18 protein-coding genes and 1 tRNA gene are annotated in these 21,572 nt (G+C 74.9%); 13 read left to right on the top strand and 6 right to left on the bottom strand.

The annotated features are described in order from the left end of the window. Positions 1 to 250: 250 nt before the first annotated feature. The 4 genes from O7599_RS26700 (at position 251) to O7599_RS26685 (ending at position 4,886) form a co-directional block, all read left to right on the top strand. A complete protein-coding gene (locus O7599_RS26700; RefSeq protein WP_281623527.1) occupies positions 251 to 1,423 on the top strand; it encodes an extracellular solute-binding protein in 1,173 nt (390 codons plus the stop codon). Positions 1,424 to 1,433: 10 nt separating this feature from the next. Further along, on the top strand, positions 1,434 to 2,435 hold the full coding sequence (locus tag O7599_RS26695; RefSeq protein ID WP_281618147.1) for a sugar ABC transporter permease: 1,002 nt from the start codon (positions 1,434 to 1,436) through the stop codon (positions 2,433 to 2,435). A gap of 10 nt (positions 2,436 to 2,445) precedes the next feature. Further along, positions 2,446 to 3,339: a carbohydrate ABC transporter permease gene (locus O7599_RS26690; protein ID WP_281618146.1), complete on the top strand. Its 894-nt coding sequence runs from the start codon at positions 2,446 to 2,448 to the stop codon at positions 3,337 to 3,339. Positions 3,340 to 3,467: 128 nt separating this feature from the next. Further along, entirely contained in the window at positions 3,468 to 4,886 is a 1,419-nt protein-coding gene (locus O7599_RS26685) for a GH1 family beta-glucosidase (protein ID WP_281618145.1), read from the top strand. Between the two features lie 189 nt (positions 4,887 to 5,075). Here the strand turns inward: O7599_RS26685 and O7599_RS26680 are convergent, their stop codons facing one another. Both O7599_RS26680 and O7599_RS26675 read right to left on the bottom strand, forming a co-directional pair. Next, on the bottom strand, positions 5,076 to 6,500 hold the full coding sequence (locus O7599_RS26680) for a HAMP domain-containing sensor histidine kinase (RefSeq protein ID WP_281618144.1): 1,425 nt from the start codon (positions 6,498 to 6,500) through the stop codon (positions 5,076 to 5,078). After that, entirely contained in the window at positions 6,497 to 7,201 is a 705-nt protein-coding gene (locus tag O7599_RS26675) for a response regulator transcription factor (RefSeq protein ID WP_281618143.1), read from the bottom strand. Before O7599_RS26675 ends, O7599_RS26680 begins: the two co-directional genes overlap by 4 nt. Positions 7,202 to 7,342: 141 nt before the next feature. Here O7599_RS26675 and O7599_RS26670 point away from each other — a divergent pair, with 141 nt between their 5' ends. After that, positions 7,343 to 7,921, top strand: coding sequence for a hypothetical protein (locus O7599_RS26670; RefSeq protein WP_281623526.1), 579 nt, complete (start codon positions 7,343 to 7,345; stop codon positions 7,919 to 7,921). Positions 7,922 to 7,943: 22 nt separating this feature from the next. Here O7599_RS26670 and O7599_RS26665 read toward each other — a convergent pair whose 3' ends face one another. After that, positions 7,944 to 8,762 (bottom strand): fused MFS/spermidine synthase, encoded by an 819-nt coding sequence (locus O7599_RS26665; protein WP_281623525.1) that lies wholly within the window; start codon positions 8,760 to 8,762, stop codon positions 7,944 to 7,946. A gap of 158 nt (positions 8,763 to 8,920) precedes the next feature. After that, positions 8,921 to 9,295, bottom strand: coding sequence for a hypothetical protein (locus tag O7599_RS26660; RefSeq protein ID WP_281618142.1), 375 nt, complete (start codon positions 9,293 to 9,295; stop codon positions 8,921 to 8,923). A gap of 284 nt (positions 9,296 to 9,579) precedes the next feature. On the opposite strand from O7599_RS26660, the gene O7599_RS26655 reads away from it, so the two are divergent. From O7599_RS26655 to O7599_RS26625, 7 genes are all read left to right on the top strand, one after another. Continuing rightward, entirely contained in the window at positions 9,580 to 10,872 is a 1,293-nt protein-coding gene (locus tag O7599_RS26655; RefSeq protein WP_281618141.1) for a tetratricopeptide repeat protein, read from the top strand. A gap of 169 nt (positions 10,873 to 11,041) precedes the next feature. Next, the gene (locus O7599_RS26650; protein ID WP_281618140.1) at positions 11,042 to 12,085 is read left to right on the top strand and encodes a phosphatase PAP2 family protein; all 1,044 of its coding nucleotides are present in this window, start codon (positions 11,042 to 11,044) and stop codon (positions 12,083 to 12,085) included. Between the two features lie 114 nt (positions 12,086 to 12,199). Continuing rightward, positions 12,200 to 13,387 (top strand): hypothetical protein, encoded by a 1,188-nt coding sequence (locus tag O7599_RS26645; RefSeq protein ID WP_281623524.1) that lies wholly within the window; start codon positions 12,200 to 12,202, stop codon positions 13,385 to 13,387. Between the two features lie 5 nt (positions 13,388 to 13,392). Continuing rightward, on the top strand, positions 13,393 to 14,922 hold the full coding sequence (locus O7599_RS26640) for a hypothetical protein (protein WP_281623523.1): 1,530 nt from the start codon (positions 13,393 to 13,395) through the stop codon (positions 14,920 to 14,922). A gap of 146 nt (positions 14,923 to 15,068) precedes the next feature. Then, on the top strand, positions 15,069 to 16,385 hold the full coding sequence (locus O7599_RS26635) for an AAA domain-containing protein (protein ID WP_281623522.1): 1,317 nt from the start codon (positions 15,069 to 15,071) through the stop codon (positions 16,383 to 16,385). A 109-nt stretch (positions 16,386 to 16,494) separates the two neighbouring features. Further along, positions 16,495 to 16,875 (top strand): hypothetical protein, encoded by a 381-nt coding sequence (locus O7599_RS26630; protein WP_281618139.1) that lies wholly within the window; start codon positions 16,495 to 16,497, stop codon positions 16,873 to 16,875. An 89-nt stretch (positions 16,876 to 16,964) separates the two neighbouring features. Further along, positions 16,965 to 17,038 (top strand) — tRNA-Lys (locus O7599_RS26625). Between the two features lie 77 nt (positions 17,039 to 17,115). Here O7599_RS26625 and O7599_RS26620 read toward each other — a convergent pair. Beyond that, complete coding sequence (locus O7599_RS26620; protein ID WP_281618138.1) at positions 17,116 to 18,501, bottom strand: M6 family metalloprotease domain-containing protein; 1,386 nt, start codon at positions 18,499 to 18,501, stop codon at positions 17,116 to 17,118. Between the two features lie 428 nt (positions 18,502 to 18,929). On the opposite strand from O7599_RS26620, the gene O7599_RS26615 reads away from it, so the two are divergent. Further along, on the top strand, positions 18,930 to 20,714 hold the full coding sequence (locus tag O7599_RS26615; protein ID WP_281623521.1) for an EAL domain-containing protein: 1,785 nt from the start codon (positions 18,930 to 18,932) through the stop codon (positions 20,712 to 20,714). A gap of 96 nt (positions 20,715 to 20,810) precedes the next feature. On the opposite strand, the gene O7599_RS26610 is transcribed toward O7599_RS26615, so the two are convergent. Next, positions 20,811 to 21,551 (bottom strand): decarboxylase, encoded by a 741-nt coding sequence (locus O7599_RS26610; RefSeq protein WP_281618137.1) that lies wholly within the window; start codon positions 21,549 to 21,551, stop codon positions 20,811 to 20,813. Positions 21,552 to 21,572: the final 21 nt, after the last annotated feature.

The following is a 21,572-nucleotide window of genomic DNA, read 5'->3' as shown; positions in this document are numbered from 1 at the left end:
TAGAGAACCCGCACGAAAGCCCGCCCGAGCCGCCACTCCCGATCCCCTCGTACACCTCCGGCAGGAGCGGCACGCGCCAGGGCGCTAGGAGGATGCAGTGCGCAGATACCGCACCACCCGACGGGCCGTGGGCCTTTTGGCCGCCGCCGCTCTGGGCACCGGTTTGCTCAGCGCGTGCGCGAGCGATGACGACGACGGTGGCTCGAAGGCCGGCTCCGAGGACGGAGGGGGCGGGAAGACCACCATCACCATGGGGCTCTTCGGCACCTTCGGCTTCAAGGAGGCCGGGCTCTACGACGAGTACGAGAAGCTCAATCCGGACATCACCATCGAAGAGACGGTGATCGAGCGGAACGAGAACTATTACCCGCAGTTGCTGAACCACCTCACCAGCAACAGCGGCCTGGCGGACGTGCAGGCGATCGAGGTCGCCAACATCGCCGAGATCGTCGGCACCCAGGCCGACAAGTTCGTGGACCTCTCCGAGGTCGAGGGCGTCTCCGAGGACGACTACCTGCCCTGGAAGTGGCAGCAGGGCTCCACCCCCGACGGCAAGCTCGTCGGCCTGGACTCCGACATCGGCCCGATGGCGGTCTGCTACCGCAAGGACCACTTCGAGGCGGCCGGCCTGCCCACCGACCGCGACGAGGTCTCGAAGCTGTGGGAAGGCGACTGGCAGAAGTACCTCGACGTCGGACGCGACTTCCAGGAGAACGCCCCCGAGGGCGTCGCCTGGGCGGACGCCGCCGGCGGCGTGTACAACGCGGCCGTGTCCTCCAACGAGACCCGGTACTACGACGAGGACGGCGAGGTCATCTACAAGGACAGCCCGGGCGTGCAGGAGTCCTGGGACATCGCCTCGACCGCGGCCGAGGAGAAGCTGACGGGCAACCTCCAGCAGTTCACCAAGGGCTGGGACCAGGCGATGAGCAACGGCGACTTCGCCACCGTCTCGTGTCCCCCGTGGATGCTCGGCTACATCGCCGACAAGGGCGGCGAGAAGGCCATGGGCAAGTGGGACGTCGCCCAGGCGCCCGTCCCCGGCAACTGGGGCGGCTCCTTCTTCGGCGTCCCCGAGGCGGCGGAGAACAAGGAGGCGGCGCTCGAGTTCGTCGCCTGGCTCTTCGCGCCCGAGCAGCAGGCGACGCTCTTCGCCGAGCGCGGCAGCTTCCCCAGCACCCCGTCCGCGTACGAGATGGACTCGGTCAAGAACGCCACGAACGACTACTTCGGCGACGCCCCGATCGGGGAGATCTTCGCCGCCGCCGCCGAGGGCACCCCGGTGCAGACGATCGGCCCGAAGGACCAGGTCATCGCCGAGAACATCGCCAACGGGCTGCGGCTGGTCGAGCAGGGCAAGGAAGACGCCGACGGCGGCTGGGACACGACCGTGGACGCGGTGGACAACGCGCTGGATCAGTGAGACGGGAATCATGACCCAGACAGGTTCGACCACGGCCGCGCCCCCCTCAGCGGAGGGGGGCGCGGCCCCGCCCGCGCGGCGGGCCGCCGCCCGCGACCCGCGGAAGACGTGGCGCAGCCGGCGCTACCGGTGGGACGCCAAGTTCAGCCCGTACGCCTTCATCTCGCCGTTCTTCCTGTTCTTCGCCGCGTTCGGCCTCTTTCCGCTGCTCTACACCGCCTGGGCGTCGCTGCACCGGGTGGAGCTGACCGCGCCCACCGACATGGAATGGGCCGGCCTGCACAACTACAGCCGGCTGCTGGAAGACGACTTCTTCTGGAACTCGCTGTGGGTCACCTTCGTCCTCGCGGTGCTCTCCACCGTCCCGCAACTGCTCATGGCGCTCGGCCTCGCGCACCTGCTCAACTACCGGATGCGCGCCTCCTCCTTCTTCCGGGTGGCGATGCTGGCGCCGTACGCCACGAGCGTGGCCGCCGCGACGCTGGTGTTCGCCATGCTCTACGGCCGCGACTACGGGATCATCAACTGGGTGCTGGGCCAGTTCGGCGTGGACGAGATCGACTGGCAGGCCGGGAACTGGACCTCGCGCCTGGCCGTGGCCAGCATCGTGATCTGGCGCTGGACCGGCTACAACACCCTGATCTACCTGGCCGCGATGCAGGCGGTGCCACAGGACCTGTACGAGTCGGCCTCGCTCGACGGGGCGTCCCGCTGGCAGCAGTTCCGCCACGTCACGATCCCGTCGCTGCGGCCCACGATCCTCTTCACCGTCGTGGTGTCCACGATCGGTTCCGTGCAGCTCTTCGGCGAACCGCTGCTGTTCGACGAGACGAAGGGGGCCACCGGCGGCGCCGACCACCAGTTCCAGACGCTGGGCCTGTACATGTACGAACAGGGCTGGCGCAACCTGCACCTGGGCAGGGCCGCGGCCATCGCCTGGGTGATGTTCCTGATCCTGGTGGTGATCGGCGTCGTCAACGCCCTGATCGCGCGCCGCCTGCGGAAGAGCTGAAGGAGAGCTCATGGCACTGCTCAAGACGACAGCTCCCCCGGTGGCCACCCGCCGCCGACGCCGGCCGCGGGCCGGCGAGGCGGGCGGGCAGCAGCGGGCCGGCAAGCTGACGTACGCCGTCCTGGCGCTCTTCACGGCCGTCTCGATCGGCCCGCTCATCTACACGGCGATCGCGGCCTCCCGCACCAACGCGCGGCTGGCGGAGACGCCCCCGCCGCTCTGGTTCGGCGGCAACCTCTTCTCCAACATGGAGACGGCCTGGACCGACGCCAACATGGACCTGGCGCTGCTGAACACCACCATCGTGGCCGGGTCGATCGCGGCGGGCACCGTGCTCTTCGGCACGCTGGCCGGGTTCGCCTTCGCCAAGTTGCGGTTCCGCTTCAAGAGCCTGCTGCTGCTGCTCGTGATCGGCACCATGATGGTGCCGCCGCAACTGAGCGTCGTGCCGCTGTACATGGCGGTCGCGGAGCTCGGCTGGATCGACCAGTTGCAGACGGTGATCCTGCCGTTCCTGGTCAGCGCCTTCGGCGTGTTCTTCATGCGGCAGTACCTGATCCAGGCGCTGCCGACCGAGCTGATCGAGGCCGCCCGGGTGGACGGCGCGAGCAGCCTGCGGGTCATCTGGCACGTGGTCTTCCCGGCGGCGCGGCCCGCCATGGCCGTGCTCGGCATGCTCACCTTCGTCTTCGCGTGGAACGAGTTCTTCTGGCCGATCATCGCGCTCACCCAGGAGAACCCGACCGTGCAGGTGGCGCTCACCGGCCTGCCCCGCGGTCACAACCCGGACCAGTCCGTGATCATGGCGGGTGCCCTGCTGGGCACGCTGCCGCTGCTGCTTCTGCTGCTGCTGTTCGGCAAACAGATCGTCGGCGGCATCATGCAGGGCGCGGTCAAGGGCTGAGCCGGCGTTGCGCACCCGTACCCGCGGCCCGCCCGGGGCCGCCCACGACGCAGGCAGGGACCCTCGCGACCCGACCGACCCCACATGTCCACGACGTACTTCACTGCCGAGATTGGGAGCGCTCCCAGATGTCCGATTCCACCGCCACCTTCCCCGAGGACTTCCTGTGGGGCACGGCCACCGCCGCGTACCAGATCGAGGGAGCCGCGCGGGAGCACGGCCGAACCCCCTCCATCTGGGACACCTTCTCGCACACCCCGGGGAAGACCGCGGGCGGCGACACCGGGGACGTCGCCGTCGACCACTACCACCGGCGCACCCAGGACGTCGCCCTCATGGCCGAACTCGGCGTGCGGGCGTACCGCTTCTCCGTCTCCTGGCCGCGCGTCCAGCCCACCGGCCGCGGCCCCGCCGTGCAGCGCGGGCTCGACTTCTACCGGGAACTGGCCGACGAGCTGCTGGCAGTCGGCATCAAGCCAGTGCTCACGCTGTACCACTGGGACCTGCCGCAGGAGCTGGAGACCGCGGGCGGCTGGCCGGAGCGCGACACCGCGCACCGGTTCGCGGACTACGCCCGCCTCGTCGGCGACGCCCTCGGCGACCGCGTCGAGCTGTGGACGACGCTCAACGAGCCCTGGTGCAGCGCGTTCCTCGGCTACGCCGCCGGGGTGCACGCGCCCGGCCGCACCGACCCGGTCGCCGCCCTGCGCGCCGCGCACCACCTCAACCTCGCCCACGGGCTGGCCACCGACGCGCTGCGGACCGCGCTGCCGGCCCGTGCCCAGATCTCCGTCAGCCTCAACCCGGCGGTCGTGCGGGCGCGTACGGACTCCGAGGCCGACCGGGACGCCGCCCGCCAGGTCGACGCGCTGGCCACCCGGATCTTCACCGGCCCGATGCTCGACGGCGCCTACCCGCCGGACCTGCTCGACGACACCGCCCGGCTGACGGACTGGTCGTTCGTACGGGACGGGGACCTGCCGCTCATCAGCCGGCCGCTGGACTCGATCGGCCTGAACTACTACACGCCCACCGTCGTCTCCGCCGTCACCGGCGAGTCCACGCCCGAGCGCGCCGACGGGCACGGCGGTGGCGCGCAGTCCCCCTGGCCCGCCGCGGACCACATCGCCTTCCACCAGCCGCCGGGCGAGCGCACCGCGATGGGCTGGACCGTCGATCCGACAGGGCTGACGGAGCTGCTGCTGCGGTTCACCGCCGACGCGCCGGACCTGCCGCTGTACATCACCGAGAACGGCGCGGCCTACGACGACAAGCCGGAGCCGGACGGCTCGGTCCACGATCCGGACCGCATCGCCTACCTGCACGGGCACATCGGCGCGGTGCACCGCGCCATGGCCGAGGGCGCCGACGTGCGGGGCTACTTCCTGTGGTCGCTGCTGGACAACTTCGAGTGGGCGTACGGCTACGCCAAGCGGTTCGGCGCGGTGCACGTGGACTACCCCACGCAGCGGCGCACCCCGAAGTCCAGCGCCCGCTGGTACGCGGACCTGATCCGCGCGGGGGTGCTGCCGGCGCTCGACCTCTGACGTACGCGTGCCTGCCGGGTGTCCGCCGGACGCCCGGCGGGCCGGCAGCCGGCGGAACGGAGGGCCGCCGGACGCCACCGGGACGGGCGAGGGCAGCAGCGGGCCGGACGGAGGCCGCCGCGTGACGGGCGGGGGCTTCCGGCCGGCACGGCGTGCCGTCGCCTTGGAGGGCGGGGGCCGCCGCCCGCGTTATGCGCGCCGCGCACCCGCGCTCGCGCCCGCGGCGGCCCCCGTACCCGCTGCCCGGCGCACCCGGTGCCGGCGCCGCTCGCCGTCGGCGGCAGGACCGGTGCGCAGCGCCAGCCAGAGCCGTATCTCCGCGCCGCCCAGCACCGACCGGCCGATCCGTACGTCCCCGCCCGTCGACTCCGCGACCCGCCGCACGATGTCGAGCCCCAGCCCCGTCGACCCCGGCCCGCCCTGCCCCTGCCCGCGGGCGAGCGCCGCCTCGGGGTCGGGGATGCCGGGTCCCGCGTCGGAGGCGAGCACGATGACGGCGTCCCCGGCGTGGTGCACGTCGACGGAGAAGTCCGTGCCCTCCGGGGTGTGCCGGAAGACGTTGCCGATGAGCGCGTCGATCGCGGCGACCAGCTCGGCGCGGGCCACCGGCACCTGCGCCGGCCGGTCGACCCCCGCCAGCCGCGCGGACCTGCGCTCGTCCTCGGCCAGCGCCGACCAGAACTCCATCCGCTCGCTGATGACCGCGGAGACGTCGCAGCCGGCCACCGCCGCCGCCTGCTGCCCCGCGGGCCGGCCGCGCTGCTCGCGCACGGTGGCGATGATCTGGTCGATCTCCCGCTCCAGTTGGGCCACCGCCTGCCTGGTCTGCTCGGCGGCGCCGCTGTCGCCGAGGGAGGCGGCGTTGAGCCGCAGCACGGTCAGCGGCGTGCGCAGCCGGTGGGAGAGGTCGGCGGCCAGCTCGCGCTCGTTGGCGAGCAGCAGCGCGACCTGGTCGGCCATCGAGTTGAACGCGACGGCCGCGGAGCGCAGTTCGGAAGGACCGGACTCCTCGACCCGGACGCCGAGTCTGCCCTCCCCGAGGTCGTGCGCGGCGCGGGCGAGCCGGCGCGCGGGCCGCACCATCCGGGTGCCGAGCCGGTCCGCGACCGCGACGGAACCCGCGACCAGCGCCAGCCCGACGCCCGCGAGCGCCAGCCACGCCAGCTCCACGCCCTTGGTCTGCTCCCCCGCCGGCACGAACACCTCCACGACGGCGACCCGGTCGCCCTCGACGGCGATGGGCTGCAGCAGCGCGTGCCCGCCGGGGACTCCGACCAGCGACGACGTGCCCGCGCCCGACGCGCGCTCCACGTCGGCCGCGCCGGCGCGCGGCTCCCCGATCCGTACCGCCGACATGCCCTCCGCGCTGCCGCGCGGCACGTGCACCGCGATGCGCCCGTCCGCGCCGGCCTCGGTGCTGCCGACCGCGCGCTCCAACTGCTCGGCGTCGGTGGTGATCGCCAGCGCCGGGCCGATGCCGGCGGCGATCCGCTCGGCGTTGGTCAGCGCGCGGTCGCGGGCCATCTCCTTGACGACCAGCCCGAGCGGCACGGCGTACGCGACCACGACCATCACCGTGACCGCCAGGCAGACCTTGACCAGCGCCCACCTCATGCGGGCGGGATCCCGGCCGGCGGGTCGAGCTTCACGCCGACGCCGCGCAGGGTGTGCAGGTAGCGGGGGCGTGCCGCGGTCTCGCCGAGCTTGCGGCGCAGCCAGGACAGGTGCACGTCGATGGTCTGGTCGTCGCCGTAGGACTGCCGCCACACCTCGGCCAGCAGCTCCCGGCGCGGTACGACGACGCCGGGCCGCTCGGCGAGGAACGCCAGCATGTCGAACTCGCGCCGGGTCAGGTCCAGTTCGCGTCCGTCCAGCTCCGCCCGGCGGCTGCGCAGGTCGATCGCGAGGCCGCCGACGCGCAGTTGCCGCGGCGGCGGAGCGGCGGCGGTGCGGCCCCCGGCGCGGCGCAGCACCGCGCCCAGCCGGGCCTGCAGATGCTCGACGGAGAAGGGCTTGACCAGGTAGTCGTCGGCGCCGTCGTTGAGGATGCGGACGATCTCGGACTCGTCGTCCCGCGCGGTGGCCACGATGACCGGCACGTCGGTGAGGCCGCGCAGCATCTTCAGCGCCTCGGCGCCGTCCAGGTCGGGCAGCCCGAGGTCGAGGATCACGACGTCGAAGCCGTGGTGCGCGACCTCGCGCAGCGCCTCCAGCGCCGTGCCCACGCTGCGCACGGTGTGGGCGGCGTCCGTCAGATGCCTGATCAGCGCGGAGCGCACGAACTGGTCGTCCTCCACCACCAGCACACTTGCCATGCCCGGCAACGTACGCCAAAAGCGCGGTGCGCGCCGCCCCGCCGGCGCTGCCTGTGGACAACCGGCGGCGGGCGGTTCCGGCGGGTGTGCGGCGCCGCGGGTGGCGGGTGCGGCAGGATGGGACCGATGCGTCGAAGGTTCGTGCACGCGCTCGCGTGGACCCTGGCGACACTGGCGGCCGTGACGGTGTCGTGGTTCGGGGTCCGGCTGGTGCTGGACAGCACCTCCGACCGCCCGCACACGGTTCCGCTGTCCGGCCGGGCGCCGTCGCCGACGCCGCCGCCCCTGGTCGGTACGGCGACGGAGCGGCCCGCGCCGCCCTCGCCGACGCGGGCGTCCAAGACCCCGTCGGCGACGGAGAGTTCACAGGAGCGGCCGGAGCGTACGGAGAGCCCGAGGGGCACGGACGGCGGGGCAGACGGCGCGGGAGACGGCGCGGGTGACGGCGCCGGCGACGGGGCCCAGCAGGACCGGCCGGCGGAGAGCGCGACGGGGGACGTGCAGACGTATCCGGTGGCCGGCGGGCGGGTCACCTTCGAGATGGCCCCGGACTCGGCGGAGTTGGTGTCGGCGACGCCGGACGCCGGGTGGCAGATGCAGACGTGGGAGCAGACGACGTGGATACGCGTCGACTTCGTCGCGGAGGGCCGGCGGACGTCGGTGATCTGCACGTGGCACGACAGCGCGCCGCGGGTGGAGACGAACGAGAACGCGACCTGACCGCCGCCCCGCGAGTCTCGTGCTACGTGAACACCCCGGGCGGCGGCGCGGGGGACTCCACCGCCGTGGCGTCGGTCACCGGACGGGCGCCGGCGGCGAAGTCCCGCAGCGCGCGGCCGTGTTCGACGCGGCCGGGCTGCGGGTCGGTGGCCGCCCGGCGGGTCAGCTCGGCGACCGGCAGCGGGACGGCGGAGGCGAGGAGCACGGCGTTGCCGAAGCGCCGGCCGCGCCAGACGGCGGGAGCGGCGACGGCGCACAGTTCGGGGAAGACCGTGGCGGCGGTGGCGGTCTGCGCCCGCAGATACGCCAGCGGCGGCCCGTCGGCGAGGTTCGCGGCGTAGACGCCGCCGGGGCGCAGCACCCTGCGCACCTCGCCCAGGAACTCCGTGGTCGTCAGGTGCGCGGGCGTGCGCGCGACGCGGAAGACGTCGCCGACGACCAGGTCCGCCCAGCCGTCCGGCACCCTGGCGAGCACGGCGCGGGCGTCGCCCTGGCGTACCCGGATCCGCGCCCGCTCGGGCAGCGGCAGTTCCGCCCGTATCAGCGCGGTGAGCCTGCCGTCGATCTCGACGGCCTGCTGGACGGAGCGGGGCCGGGTGGCGGCGACGTAGCGCGGCAGGGTCAGCGCGCCGCCGCCGAGGTGCAGTACCTGCACGGGGCGTCCGGCGGGGGCGACGAGGTCGGCGGCGTGGCCGAGGCGGCGCTGGTACTCGAACTCCAGGTGCGCGGGGTCGTCGAGGTCGACGTGGGACTGCGGGGCGCCGTCGAGGAGCAGCATCCAGGCGCGCGGCCGGTCGGGGTCGGGACGCAGTTCCGCGGTGCCGCCGTCCACGTCCACCACGACGGGGCAGCGCCCGCCGCGCGACCTCTGCCTGGCCACGCGCCCAGTATCCCCCGCCCCGGCCGGCCGCGCCGCCGCGGGGTGTGACCAGGGGGTGTGACGGTGGGTGTGCCCGGGTGGGCCCCGGCGGGTGCGACCCGGGGCACCGCCGCCGGGGCTCAGAAGCGGTCGGCGGCCTCGATCGTCCGGGCCGCCTCGCACAGCGCCGCCGCCAGCAGCACCGGGTCCGTCACCGGCGCCGCCTCCTCCGGCGGCACCAGCCAGTACGACCCGGGCACCGGCGGCGCGGCGGGTCCGCGGGGCAGCGTCGGGGTGCAGGTGCTGCCGGGCAGGTCCCAGCGCGCCGCGGTGCCGGGCGGCACCAGGAAGCCGAGGGTGTCGACGCCGCCGTCGTGCAGCACGGGCCCGACGGCCCTGCGCAGCCGGAGGATGTCGACCGCTTCGAGGCCGTGTCTGGCCGGGACGGTGACCAGGTCACACGGGTCCGCGGCGGCCCTCGTACGGACAGTGGCCTCCCCGCCGGTGTCCGGCACAGGAACCCCTCCCTCATCCAGTCCCCGTCGTCGCTCCCCCGGTCCTCAGCACATCCAACGCCCGGACCGCGTCAACGGCACGGTACGAACGCGCCGCAAAGAATGGCGTTTTATGGCGGATCGGGGGCGCCGGGCCCCGCGGGTCGGCAGACTCTCCGTGGCGGCGCGCCCACCGTGGGTGCGGGCGGGCCGCCGGCGCGGCACCGGCCGTCGCGACGCGGTGTCGCGGGCCGGCGGTCGCGGAACACCAGTCGTCGCCACAGCATCAGGGAGGACGAGCGGACGTGGCCGCCCCACCCGACCGATCGCGCCGCAACGCCGCCTTCCGCGAGCTGCGCGGCAGCCGCTCACCGGGCGAGTTCGCCGCCGCGGTGCGGCGGGCCGCCCGGGAGATCGGCGAGCAGGTCTCGTGTGACGCGCGCTACGTGGGCCGCGTCGAGGCCGGCGAGATCCGGTGCCCCAACTACGCGTACGAGCGCGTGTTCCTGCACATGTTCCCGGGCCGCTCGCTGGGCGATCTGGGCTTCGAGCCGCGGGCGGCCGTACGCGGCCGAAGGGCGCGCGGCGGCGGTGGTGCGCCCCCGCACACGTCCGTACGCCCCACGCCCCCGGGGAAGCCGGCGGACCCCCCGCCCCGCACCCTCCCGCCTCTCCCGGCGCTGCCCGCCCGGGCCCGTACGCCCGGTTTCCCCGAGGCCGCCGTGGCGGAGGCGGTACGCCGCATCCGGCTGCACGACGACCGGCACGGCGCCGACGACCTCTACGCCCGCGTCGGCGGCACGCTGCGCACCGCGCGGGCCCTGCTCCCGGAGACCGCCGGCCGCCCCGGCTCCGACGCCGAGCGGCTGCACGCCGCGGCGGGCGAGCTGGCCCTCTCCGTCGGCTGGCTGGCGCACGACTCCGGCCGCTTCGCCGACGCCCGCTCGCACTACGCCGAAGCTCTCGCCACCGCCCGGCTCGCCGACGACCCCGCCCTGGAGGCGCATGCCTTCAGCAACACCGCGTTCCTCGCCCGCGACACCGGCCGCGCCCACGAGGCCGTACGCGCCTCCCAGGCCGGCCGCCGGGCCGCCGCCGCGCTCGGCTGCGACCGGCTGGGTTCGCTGCTCGCCGCCCGCGAGGCGGGCGGCTGGGCGCTGCTCGGCGACCGTGGCGCGACCCGCGAGGCGCTGACCGCGGCCGGCGACCTGTTCGCCCGGGGCGGGGCGGACGACTGCCCGGAGTGGATGTCCTTCTACGGCGAGGCCGAACTGACCGGCCTGGAGGCGCAGTGCTGGGCGGCGCTCGGCGACCACTCCCGCGCCGCCGAGTGCGCCCGCCGCGCGGTCGTGCTCCAAGACCCCCACTTCGCCCGCAACACCGCCCTGTTCACCGCCGAGCTGGCCGAAAACCTCGCCGCCGCCGGCCGGCCGGACGAGGCCGCCCACGCGGCCGGCAGCGCGCTCGCGCTCCTGGCGGACGTGCGGTCCGCGCGGGTACGGGCCATGCTCGACGGCACCGCGGAGCGGCTGCGGCGCTGGGCAGGTTGCGCCGAAGTCGAGGCATTTCTCATGAATCTTGGAACGGTTTCGGCCTGATCCACCCGAGGGGGGCAACCTTTCCGGATCATTCAGCGTCTTTCTGGCTCCCGCCACCATTGGGCGGGCGGGATATACACCGTGCAGTGGGGTGACGTACACCGTACGGTTGTCCGTGGGCCACGTGGGGCGGCCCGCAGCGGGGAAGCGGAGACGGAGTGCCTGGACCATGCGACTGAGGCAGCGTTGGTGGACGGAGCTGTTGCTCGTCGTCGTGGTGTACATGGCGTACTCGGCGGGCCGGCTGCTCGCCCGCGGCGACGTGACCATGGCGGTCGACAACGGCCTCGCGCTGCTCGACATCGAGAAGACCCTGCACATCAACTTCGAGGACCCGCTCAACAGACTGTTCACCGCCCACGCCGCGATCGGCGTCCCCGCCGACTTCATCTACGCGTCCCTGCACTACGTCGTCACGCCCGTGGTCCTGGTGTGGGTCTGGCTCCGCCACCGCGTGCACTACCGGCGCTACCGCACCTGGCTGCTGCTCTCCACCGTCGTCGCCCTCGTCGGCTTCATCCTCATGCCGACCTGCCCGCCGCGGCTGCTGGACCCGGCGTACGGGTTCGTCGACACGATGGCGCAGTACTCGGACTACGGCTGGTGGGGCGGCGAGGCGAGCGCGCCGCGCGGGCTCGGCGGGCTGACCAACCAGTACGCGGCGATGCCCAGCCTGCACGTGGGCTGGGCGCTGTGGTGCGCCGTGGTGCTGTGGCGGCACGCGCCGTACACGCCGGTGCGGCTGCTGGGCGTCGCGTACCCGCTCGTCACCACCATTGTGGTGATGGGCACCGCCAACCACTACTTCCTCGACGCCGTCGCGGGGGCCGCCGTCATGGGCCTCGGCTGGCTGCTGCTCCGTCCGTCGCTGGGCGTCGCCGACGGCATCCGCCGCCGGCTGTACCGCCTCGGGCCCCTCGTCGGCGGTCGCGGCACGCCCGCGGGCGGCGGCGTGGTCGCGGCGGGCGGCCCGCGGCCGGACGACGCGGACGGCGCCGAGGTGCCGGCGGACGACCTCATCCCGGAGAAGGTCCGCACCGGCGCGGGCGGCGGCGGGGGCGACGATCCGGACGCGCCACCCATCCCGCGCCCACGCGGCGCGGACGGCACCGCGGCCCCGGGCGAGCCGCCGGCGGCGCCGGGCGGCAGACGGGAGCCGGTGGAACAGCGCGGCGGCGCGGCGCAGGTGATGTGCCGGCGGCTGGCGTACTGACGCCCGGCTGACGCGGCGCGGGCCAGGCCGGCCCGCCGCGGCCCGCCACCGCCCCCCGTGTCGGTGCGGCGTGCCAGACTGCGGCGCGTGGAACGTACGACCGCTACGGGCGACTTGACCCTCGCCGGCGCCGACGCCGGCCCCGCGGACCGCGGCACGGACGGGGCGCCCGCGCTCCGCCGCCGGCTCGACGCGCTGCGCGGCGCGGACGTGCAGCCGCGCCCACTGGACGCGCGGGCGCTCGCCGCGCTGGCGGCCAACCCCGGATGCCGCCGCCGGACGCTGCTGGACGGCGCCGGCATCGACAAGGGGGCGCTCGCCGAGGCGCTGGGCAGACCGGCGCCGTTCGGCCAGTCGCAGTTCGCGTTCGCCCGCGGCAACGCCTTCGAGGCCCGTATCACCGCGGACGACGGCGCCGAGTTGCTGGCCCTCCTCGCCGAACGCACCGGCGAGACCCCGCCGGAGCCCGCCGCCGTCCACGTCCCCGACCTCGCCGCCCCCGGCCCCCGCGGGCGCACGGAGCGCACCCGGCAGGCCATCGCCGGGGCGGTGGCGGCGGGCGGCTGGACGCTGCTGCGGCATCCGATGGTCAGCCTGGAGGTCGCGGGCGCACCCGTGTACCTGGAGCCGGACGCGGCGGTCATCGGGCCGGACGGGCGCTGCACGGTGGTCGAGATCAAGTCCTTCCCGATCCTCGACGGCGCGGCCGACCCGGCGAAGGTCGGCGCGGCGGCCCGGCAGGCCGCGGTGTACGTGCTGGCGCTCCAGCAGCACTGCGAGGTGCACGACAGGGTGCTGCTGGTCTGCCCCAAGGACTTCTCCAACCAGCCCGTCGCCGAACCCGTCGACGTGCGCAGGCAACTGGCCGCCACCCGCCGCCAGCTCACCCGCCTCACCCGCCTCGAAGCCATCGCCGCCGCCCTGCCCGAGGACCTGACGCTGGACGTCCGCCAGCCCCCGCCGCACCTCACGGCGGCGGTGGAGGCGGTGCCCGCCGCGTACGCGCCGGAGTGCCTGGCCGCCTGCGAGCTGGCGTTCCACTGCCGCGCCCGGGCCCGGGAGCGCGGGGACGTGACGGCACTGGGCCGCGGCGTCCGCGCCGACCTGGGCGGCCTGCGCACGGTGGGCGAAGTCGTGACGGCGGCGGGGGCGGCTGTCCCCGCGGGGACGGCGGGAGCCGCGGGCGGCACGGAGGATCCCGCCGTACCGGCGTTGCGGCGGGCCGCGGCCCTGCGGGCCGAGGCACTTGCCGCGGCAGCGTCGGCGGCTGCGGAGCCTGCCGAGAAGGGCGGGGGCGCGTGAGTCTGATGGTCACCCTCGCGCGGGCGGAGGCCGTGGTCGCCGGGCGGGCCACCGCGCTCGCGACCGTGCGGCACCGGCATCTGTCCGACCGGCCGCTCGTCCTCGTCCCGATGACCGCCGCCGGCGAGGCCGCCGCCCCGCTCGGCGCGCTCGTGGGCAGCGACCGCGACCGGCCGCGCCTGCTGGTCGTACCGCAGCCGCGCGACCGCGACCTGAGGTTCGCTTTCCTGGCGGAGCTGGCGGCGGAAGTGCTGCCCTACATCGACTCGTACGCGGAAGACCCCGGCGACGACGGCGACGCACCGGACAGCGCCGCCGCGGGCGACGGCGCCGAACCCGCCGAGGAGCCCTGCGCCGACGCCGCGCAGCTCCTCGTGCCCAGCCGCGCCGGCGTCGCGTACGTGCGCCTCCTCGGCCGCTCCATGCGCTTTCGCAGGACCGCAGAGGACGACCCCGGCACCCCGCATCCCGCGCCCCCGCGCGTGCCCCTGCTCGGCCGCTGGCTGTCGCACTACGGCGAGCGGGCGCGCGTGCCCGGCGCCGCGCTGCTGCTCGCGGCCACCGACCTGCTCGCCCGGCACTGGGCCACCGGCCAGAGCACCGTCGAGGACCAGCACCTCGGCGCCCTGCTCGCCTGGATCACGGACGGCGCCGAGGCCGCGGAGCGCGCGGAGACGGGCCGCGACGCGGAGGGGCAACTGCTCGTGCCCCCGGCCGGCCCCGCCACCGACCCGGCGTTCGACAACCGGCTGCTCGCCCCCGCCATGGCCCGCTTCGACCGCGCCCGCGCCGACGGCGACGCCGCCGCCCGGGAGGCGGCACAGGAGGCGGTCGCGCGGCTCGTGGAGAGCCGGCTGCGGCCCACGTGGGACGCGGTCTGGCGGTCGTACGACCTGGTGCGTGCCCTGCCCGGGGGCGCGCACGTGCCGGGCCGGTGGCTCGGCGACAGGTGGTCGTTCACCGCCCACCGCGACCGGCTGCGGGCCGGCGAGCCCCCGCAGCCGCGCCGCGACGACGCGGTGACCGCCGCCCGCAAGCTGGCCCAGCGCGAGCGCGCGCTCACCGAGCTGGACGCCCAGGAGGCGCTGGACGACCCGCTGACGATGGCGGAACGGCGGCTTGCGGGCCAGGCGTTCGTGTGCCGTACCGAGTCGGTGGAGATGGCGTACTCCGAGGGCCGCCGCCCGATGCCCCGGCCGCTGGTCACCGTCGTCACGGACGACGAACCGCACCTGGAGGACGGCGGCACGGTCTACCGCGAGCTGCCGGGCGGGAAGACGCAGCGCGCGCTGGTCGCCGGGTTCGGGGAGGGGCGGGTGACCGTGCGGTTGCAGGACGGCATGGGCCGCTCGCGCGCGCCCGCCGAGGGCTCGGTGCCGGAGCCGGGCGACCGGGTGGTGTGGACGCTGTTCGCACACACGGCCCGCCGCGGTCCTGCCCTGCCGGAGCCGGAGGACACCCCGTGGACGCACGGCACCCCGCCGGGGCGTACCGCGGAGGAGCCGGACCGGGTCACCGCGGAGGACTTCCTGTGACGACGACACCGGGAACGGAGCCGGGAACAGAACCGGGAACGGAACCGGGAACACGGCAGGGAACGGGGCCGGGAGCAGCGCAGGGCACGGACACGGACGGGACCGGAACCGACCCCGCCACCGCCGCCCGTCTCGCCACCGAGGCCATCCTCCGCGACACCCTCGACGGCCCCTCGCGCGGCGTCCTCGTCGACTCCCCGCCCGGCGCCGGCAAGTCCACGCTCGTCGTCCGCGCCGCCCGCGAGCTGGCCGCCGCGGGCCGCCGGCTGGTCCTCGTCGCCCAGACCAACGCGCAGGTCGACGACCTCGTCGACCGCCTCGCCCGGGAGCGGCCCGACCTGCCCGTGGGCCGGCTGCACAGCAGCGACCCCAGCCCCTACGACCCCGTGCTCGACGGCCACGAGTGCGTGCGCACCGCCGCGAGCCTCGCGGACCTCGCCGGCCTCGGCGTCATCGCCTCGACCGCCGCGAAGTGGGCGTACGTCGCCGCCGCGCGGGCGAAGCGAGGCGAGGGCGCGGAAGCCGCCGAGCGCTGGGAGCACGCCATCGTGGACGAGGCGTACCAGATGCGCTCCGACGCGCTGCTCTCGGTCGGCGGGCTCTTCGAGCGCGCGCTGTTCGTCGGCGACCCCGGGCAGCTCGACCCGTTCAGCGCGGTCGGCGCCGAGCAGTGGTCGGGGCTGGCCTGGGACCCCGCGGCCAGCGCGGTGACGACGCTGCTGGCGCACCACCCGGGGCTGCCGCAGCACCGGCTGCCGGTGTCGTGGCGGCTGCCGGCGTCGGCCGCGCCGCTGGTGTCGCGGGCGTTCTATCCCTTCACGCCGTTCCGCAGCGGTACGGGCCCCGGTGAGCGCCGGCTGACGTTCGCCGGGCGGTCGGACGGATCGGGCGCCGACCGGGTGGTGGACGAGGCGGCGGCGAGCGGCTGGGGGCTGCTGGAGCTCCCCGCCGCGCACACGCCGCGGACCGACCCCGAGGCGGTGGCGGCCGTGGCGCACGTCGTGCGGCGGCTGCTGGAGCGGCGCGGCACGACGGCGTCGGAGCGCGGCGAGGGCACGCTCACCGCGGACCGGATCGCGGTGGGCACGGCGCACCGGGACCAGGCCGCGGCGGTGCGGTCGGCGCTCGCGCGGGCGCTGCCCCCGGGAGTGGCGGACGACGTGACGGTGGACACGGCTAACCGGCTGCAGGGCATGGAGTTCGACGTCACCGTCGTGCTGCACCCGCTCTCCGGCCGGCCGGACGCGACGGCCTTCCACCTGGAGACCGGGCGGTTGTGCGTGCTCGCCTCCCGGCACCGGCACGCGTGCGTCATGGTGTGCCGGGCGGGCGTGCCGGAGCTGCTGGACGAGCACCCGTCGGCGGAGGGTGTGCAGCTCGGCGCGGTGGTGAAGTTCCCGGACGGCTGGGAGGCGCACCAGGCGGTGCTGGCGCACCTGGCGGACCATCGCGTACGGGCATGAGTGCCGGCGCGGCACACGCCCGTCCGGGCGGTCCTGCGGCGCAGCGCCGGGGCGGGGTTGCGCGACGGGGGAGAATGGGCGGTGGCCCAGAGGCAAGTGGAGGACCCCTATGACGGAGCCGAACCGGGCTCGGCCAGGCAGGACGGAGCAGCCGCGCACCCCGCGGCGCCCCGCCGCGCTGCTCTTCGAGCCGCCGCTCGCGGAGCCCGACGCCGAGCACTTCTTCGGCCTGGAGTCGATCGAGGACCCCCGCGAGCTGCTGGCCCGCGCCACCGACCTCACGCTGGCCTTCCGGGCGGCGACCGACCGGGCCATCGAGTACCAGGCGATGGCCGCGGCACAGCTCGCCGACCCCAAGCGGTTCGACCGGCTGACGCCCGCGGCGATCGCGGAGCGGGCGGACTGGACGGAGGACTACGCGAAGCGGATGGTCGAGTTCGGCCGCGACCTCCTCGCGGGCGGCGGCGCGGGGTCCCCGTCGGAGACGTAGCACCGCCGCTCGCCTGCCCGCCCTTGCCGCCCTGGCATATCGATTTTCGATCTCCGGGGCCCGGGTGCTAAGGTCGTCCACGTCGACAGGCGCCGTTAGCTCAGTTGGTTAGAGCAGCTGACTCTTAATCAGCGGGTCCGGGGTTCGAGTCCCTGACGGCGTACAGCACGCAGGACCGTCGACCCGGGCGCTTTCGGATCTCCGAGAGCGCCCGGTCCGCGTTTCCGGCCGGCCGCCCGGTCACGGGCGCTTCGCGTCCCGTACGACCCGTACGCCCCAGCCGCCGTCCGCCGTCCGCGCGGTCACCTCCACGCGCACGCCGTCCCGCTTGAGGTGAAGGCTTTCGCCCTCGCCGAGCGGCGCGTCGGCGAGCGGCGGGTAGACGGAGGTGTCGTGGCAGGCCGCGGAGCGCGGGTGGCCGTCGACGACCTCGACGGGGCCGCCGCCGGAGTCGGTGCCGGTGTGGACGCGGTAGACGAGGACGCCCTCGGTGCAGGCGTGCCGGTCGTTCGCGTACCGGCCGCGGGCCTCGACGGCGATGGCGCCGGTGGGGCCGGTGGGCACGACGACGAGCCGGGTGTCGCGCCGCAGGACCGCCGTCCCCTTGCCGTTCTCCGCCGCACTCCCCGCGCTCCCCGCACCCCCTGCACCCTCCGCCTCACCCGCACCTCCCGGGTCTCCGCTCCCTCCGGCCTCCTCCGCCCCGTTCTCCGCTTCCGCCTCCGTCGTCCCGCGCGGGGGCGTGCGCGGGCTCGCGGGGGCGGACAGCGCGTGCAGCGTGAAGCGGTCGGTCCCGGGCTCGGCGGCGCAGCCGACCTGGTCGTCGCCGAGCCAGCCGAGTTTCCACTTGTGCCAGCCGAACGGGTCGGGGGCCAGCCCGAACTGGCTGCCCATGAGGTCCCAGTCGCCGACGTGGGTGTCCCAGTCGGCCTTGCCGTCGACCGGACGGTGGTAGAGGTCGGGGAGGTCGAAGACGTGGCCGGTTTCGTGGGCGAGGACGTTGCGGTCGGGCGGATGCCGCTCGAAGACGGTGACGATGCGGTGCAGGTCGGTGCCGTCCGCGCGCATCGGGGTTTCGAAGTTGACCACTTTGGTGGCGTCGGAATCCACGCCGGGGGCGTCCGGGTCGGCGACAAGATAGACCACGTCGTAATCACCGAAGTCCACTTTCCGATCGGCCGCGGACACCGCGTCTTTCAGGTAGCGGGCGCGCGCCGCCGGGTCCCAGTCGCGGGCGATGCCGTACGACAGGGAGTCCGACGGCATCCGTATCCAGCGCTTGCGCGCGTCGACCGCCAGCCGGAACCGGCCGTACGAGGCCCGCTCGAAGAACTCCGCGGTGACCGGAAAATGGTCCTCGGTCAGCTCGTCCGGCGAGGTCAGCGGCGCGGAATCGGGGAAGGAGAGATACACCATCACCGCGTCGAGGGCCTTCTTCGGCCGCGGGTAGGCCGGGTCCCAGTCGGCGACCCCCTCGGAGTGGTGGGCGGCGGTCCGCTCCAGCGCGCAGGGGTGGCCGGGCTGGGCGCCGACCGGATCGGCGATGAGGGAAGTGGCCATGACGGCGGACAGCGAGGTGGCCACGGCGGCGGCCCGGTGCAACGCGCGCGACTGGTCCTGTTCCACAGGGGGTATGGATGGGTGGGCCACATCGACCTCATCGGCTCGGAAGAGTAGGGAACACAGCCCACTTTGTTCTTGTTTGTTCCCGCCCGTCCTGTTCCAGTGCCCCACACGGGTGACTCCGGGGCCGGACGAGAGGGGAGATCAGGAGCATGTGCGGGTAACACAAAGTCACATCTGGTCATTCGCCCGGCAGGAGGCGGCCATGTGCGATCACTCCCGGCCCCATCCGGCTCGGCGCTTTCCGCGCCGTAGCGGCGTCACTGGATCGACACAGCCGGTAGCCCTATGATCGGGCACATTTCCAGCGCTGTGGCTCTGCAGCGGCGGAGCCGAGCGGTCCCCACGGGCGGGAGCGAGCGGTGAGCGTATCTCTCGAAGGGCCGGGCTGCGGGCCCGGGACCTCACTCCAGACGGTCACGGAACGTCACCTGCCCGCGGGCGCGCCCGCGGACGACTTCCGCGCCGCTTTCGACGGTGCACAGCTCGCGATGGCCGTCGTGGGCGGCGACGGCCTCGTCCGGGCCGCGAACAGCCGGATGCTGGAGCTGGTCGGCGCCGGCGAGGGCGGCCTCGCGGGCGCCTCGGCCGCCGAGCTGACCGGGCTGCGCGACGAGCCGTGGAGCTGGGCCGGCTTCGTCGACGTGCTGCAGGGCAGGCGCGCCTCGCTGCGCTGTACGCGGCGGATGAAGGACGCGGGCGGCCGGTCGCTGTCGGTCGAGATGACCCTCACGCCGCTCTCCGGCGGGCGGGCGCTGCTGTCGCTGACGGACGTCACCGAGCAGCGCGAGCTGCGCGCCAAGCTGCGCCACCTGAAGATGCACGACCCGGTGACCCGGCTGCCGAACCGCGAGCTGTTCTTCGAGCGGCTCACCGGCGCGCTGCAGGACGCCCGGCAGGCCGAGGAGCCTTCCGCCGAGCACGGCGGGGCGGGCCCGGGCGGGCAGGGCGGGGCGCGTCCGCGCACGCGGGGGGCGGCGCCCGCCCCGGGGGCGCCCGGCCGCGTCGGCCTGGCGTACCTCGACCTCGACGGCTTCAAGGCCGTCAACGACACCCTCGGCCACCGCGTCGGCGACCGGCTGCTCGCCGCCGTCGCCCGCCGGCTGGTGGCCTGCACCGCGGAGGCGGGCAAGGCCGAGAAGCATGGCATCACGGTCGCCCGGCTCGGCGGCGACGAGTTCGCGGTGCTGGTGGCGCGCTCCGCCGGTACGGAACAGCTCGGGGAGCTGGCGCAGCGGCTGCTCGACGCGCTGCAGGAGCCGTTCGACCTGGCCGGGCAGCGGCTGGCGGTCTCGGCGAGCATCGGCGTCGTCGAGCGCGCGGCCAGCGGGCAGACGGCGACGGCGCTGATGCAGGCCGCCGACACCACGCTGTACTGGGCGAAGGCCGACGGCAAGGCCCGCTGGACCCTCTTCGACCCCGAGCGCAACGCCCACAGGATGACCCGGCAGGCGCTGTCCTCCACGCTGCGCCCGGCCATCGAGCGGGACGAGTTCACGCTCGACTACCAGCCGCTCATCGACCTCGGCGACGGCAGCGTGCGCGGCGTCGAGGCGCTGGTCCGCTGGCAGCACCCGAAGCTCGGCACGTTGACGCCGAATCGGTTCATCGGACTGGCTGAGGAGAACGGCGCGATCGTGCCGCTGGGCCGCTGGGTGCTCGCCACCGCCTGCCGCCGCGCGGCCGGCTGGTGCCGGCTGCGCCCCGCGGACCCGGTGTTCGTCAGCGTCAACGTCGCCGTGCGGCAGGTGTGGGACTCCGACCTGGTCGCCGACGTGGCGGAGATCCTTCAGGAGACGGGCCTGCCGCCGCGGCTGCTGCAACTGGAGCTGACGGAGTCGGCGGTGATGGGGTCCGCGGGCCGGCCGCTGCAGGCGCTGCAGGAGCTGAGCGAGATGGGCGTCGGCATCGCGATCGACGACTTCGGTACGGGCTACTCCAACCTGGCCTACCTCAGCCGGCTGCCGGTGTCCGCGCTGAAGCTCGACGGATCGTTTGTCCGTGGCTTCAGCTCCGCGGAGCACCCGAGTCCGGCGGACGAGACCATCGTCGAGGCGCTGGTCGACCTGGCGCACCGGCTGGGCATCAGCGTCACCGCGGAGTGCGTGGAGAGCGGGGAGCAGGCCGAGCGGCTGCGCCGGATCGGATGCGATACGGCGCAGGGCTGGTTCTACTCCCGGGCCGTGCCGGCGGAGCGGGTGGAGCGGCTGCTGTAGGACGGCCGGAGGGCGGTGCCTCCGGCCGTCGCGTACGTCCGCACGCCCGGCGCGTACGCCCCCGGGACCGGCGCGTACGCCCGGGACCGCCCGCCGTCAGTCCCGGGGGGTGAAGAGCCGCCCGAGCGACGGCTCCGCCGCCCGGCGGCCGAGCAGGCGCAGGCCCTCCCAGACCGTGACCTGGTTCGCCGTGAGCACCGGCTTGCCGAGCGCCGCCTCCGCCTCGGCGACGTACGCCGCCGTGTGCAGCGCCGTGTCCGGCAGCAGCACCGCCTCCGCGTCCGGGTGGTCGCCCGCGCGGGCCAGCTCCAGCACCTCGTCCCGGCCCCAGGTGCCCACCTCGGCGGCGGTGATGATGCCGCTGCCGCGGGTCGACGTGACCTCGGCGCCGGCCGCCTTCAGGAACACGGCGAACAGCTCCGCCACGTCCTCCGGGTACGTCGCCGCCACCGCCACCCGGCGCACGCCCAGCTCCGCCACCGCGCGCGCGAAGGCGAACGACGTGCTGGACGCGGGCAGCCCCGCGGTCTCGGACAGCTCGGCCACCTGCCGCGCCGCGCCCTCCGGCCCGTAGACGAAGCTGGCGCTGGTGCACGCCCAGACCACCGCCTCGGCCCCGCGCTCCTTCAGCCGGTCCACGCCCGCGGCCAGCCGGGCGGCGGAGCCCATCTCCAGCAGGGCGTCCACGCGGTGCGCGTCCTCGCCGATGTCGGTGTGGAAGAGGGGCAGCGCCGTGGCGCCGCCGAGCATCTCCTGGATGCGGGGGTAGTCGTCCTCGGCCGAGTACCCGGGGTAGAGGAAACCGACGGTCGCGGTCGCCTTCGCGGTCTGCTGCACACTGCCTCCGTCCTACGTGAA

This window comes from Streptomyces sp. WMMC500, from assembly GCF_027497195.1.
Classification (GTDB): domain Bacteria; phylum Actinomycetota; class Actinomycetes; order Streptomycetales; family Streptomycetaceae; genus Streptomyces.
Note: the sequence above shows the minus strand (reverse complement) of the source record. Positions and strands in the feature narration are given on the sequence as shown.

What these genes read in the sequence shown, in the direction of transcription:
- O7599_RS26700 (WP_281623527.1), top strand. Translation starts at nt 251, where the DNA reads ATGGGGCTCTTCGGCACCTTCGGCTTCAAGGAGGCCGGGCTCTACGAC.
- O7599_RS26695 (WP_281618147.1), top strand. Translation starts at nt 1,434, where the DNA reads ATGACCCAGACAGGTTCGACCACGGCCGCGCCCCCCTCAGCGGAGGGG.
- O7599_RS26690 (WP_281618146.1), top strand. Translation starts at nt 2,446, where the DNA reads ATGGCACTGCTCAAGACGACAGCTCCCCCGGTGGCCACCCGCCGCCGA.
- O7599_RS26685 (WP_281618145.1), top strand. Translation starts at nt 3,468, where the DNA reads ATGTCCGATTCCACCGCCACCTTCCCCGAGGACTTCCTGTGGGGCACG.
- O7599_RS26680 (WP_281618144.1), bottom strand. Translation starts at nt 6,500, where the DNA reads ATGAGGTGGGCGCTGGTCAAGGTCTGCCTGGCGGTCACGGTGATGGTC.
- O7599_RS26675 (WP_281618143.1), bottom strand. Translation starts at nt 7,201, where the DNA reads ATGGCAAGTGTGCTGGTGGTGGAGGACGACCAGTTCGTGCGCTCCGCG.
- O7599_RS26650 (WP_281618140.1), top strand. Translation starts at nt 11,042, where the DNA reads ATGCGACTGAGGCAGCGTTGGTGGACGGAGCTGTTGCTCGTCGTCGTG.
- O7599_RS26640 (WP_281623523.1), top strand. Translation starts at nt 13,393, where the DNA reads ATGGTCACCCTCGCGCGGGCGGAGGCCGTGGTCGCCGGGCGGGCCACC.
- O7599_RS26630 (WP_281618139.1), top strand. Translation starts at nt 16,495, where the DNA reads ATGACGGAGCCGAACCGGGCTCGGCCAGGCAGGACGGAGCAGCCGCGC.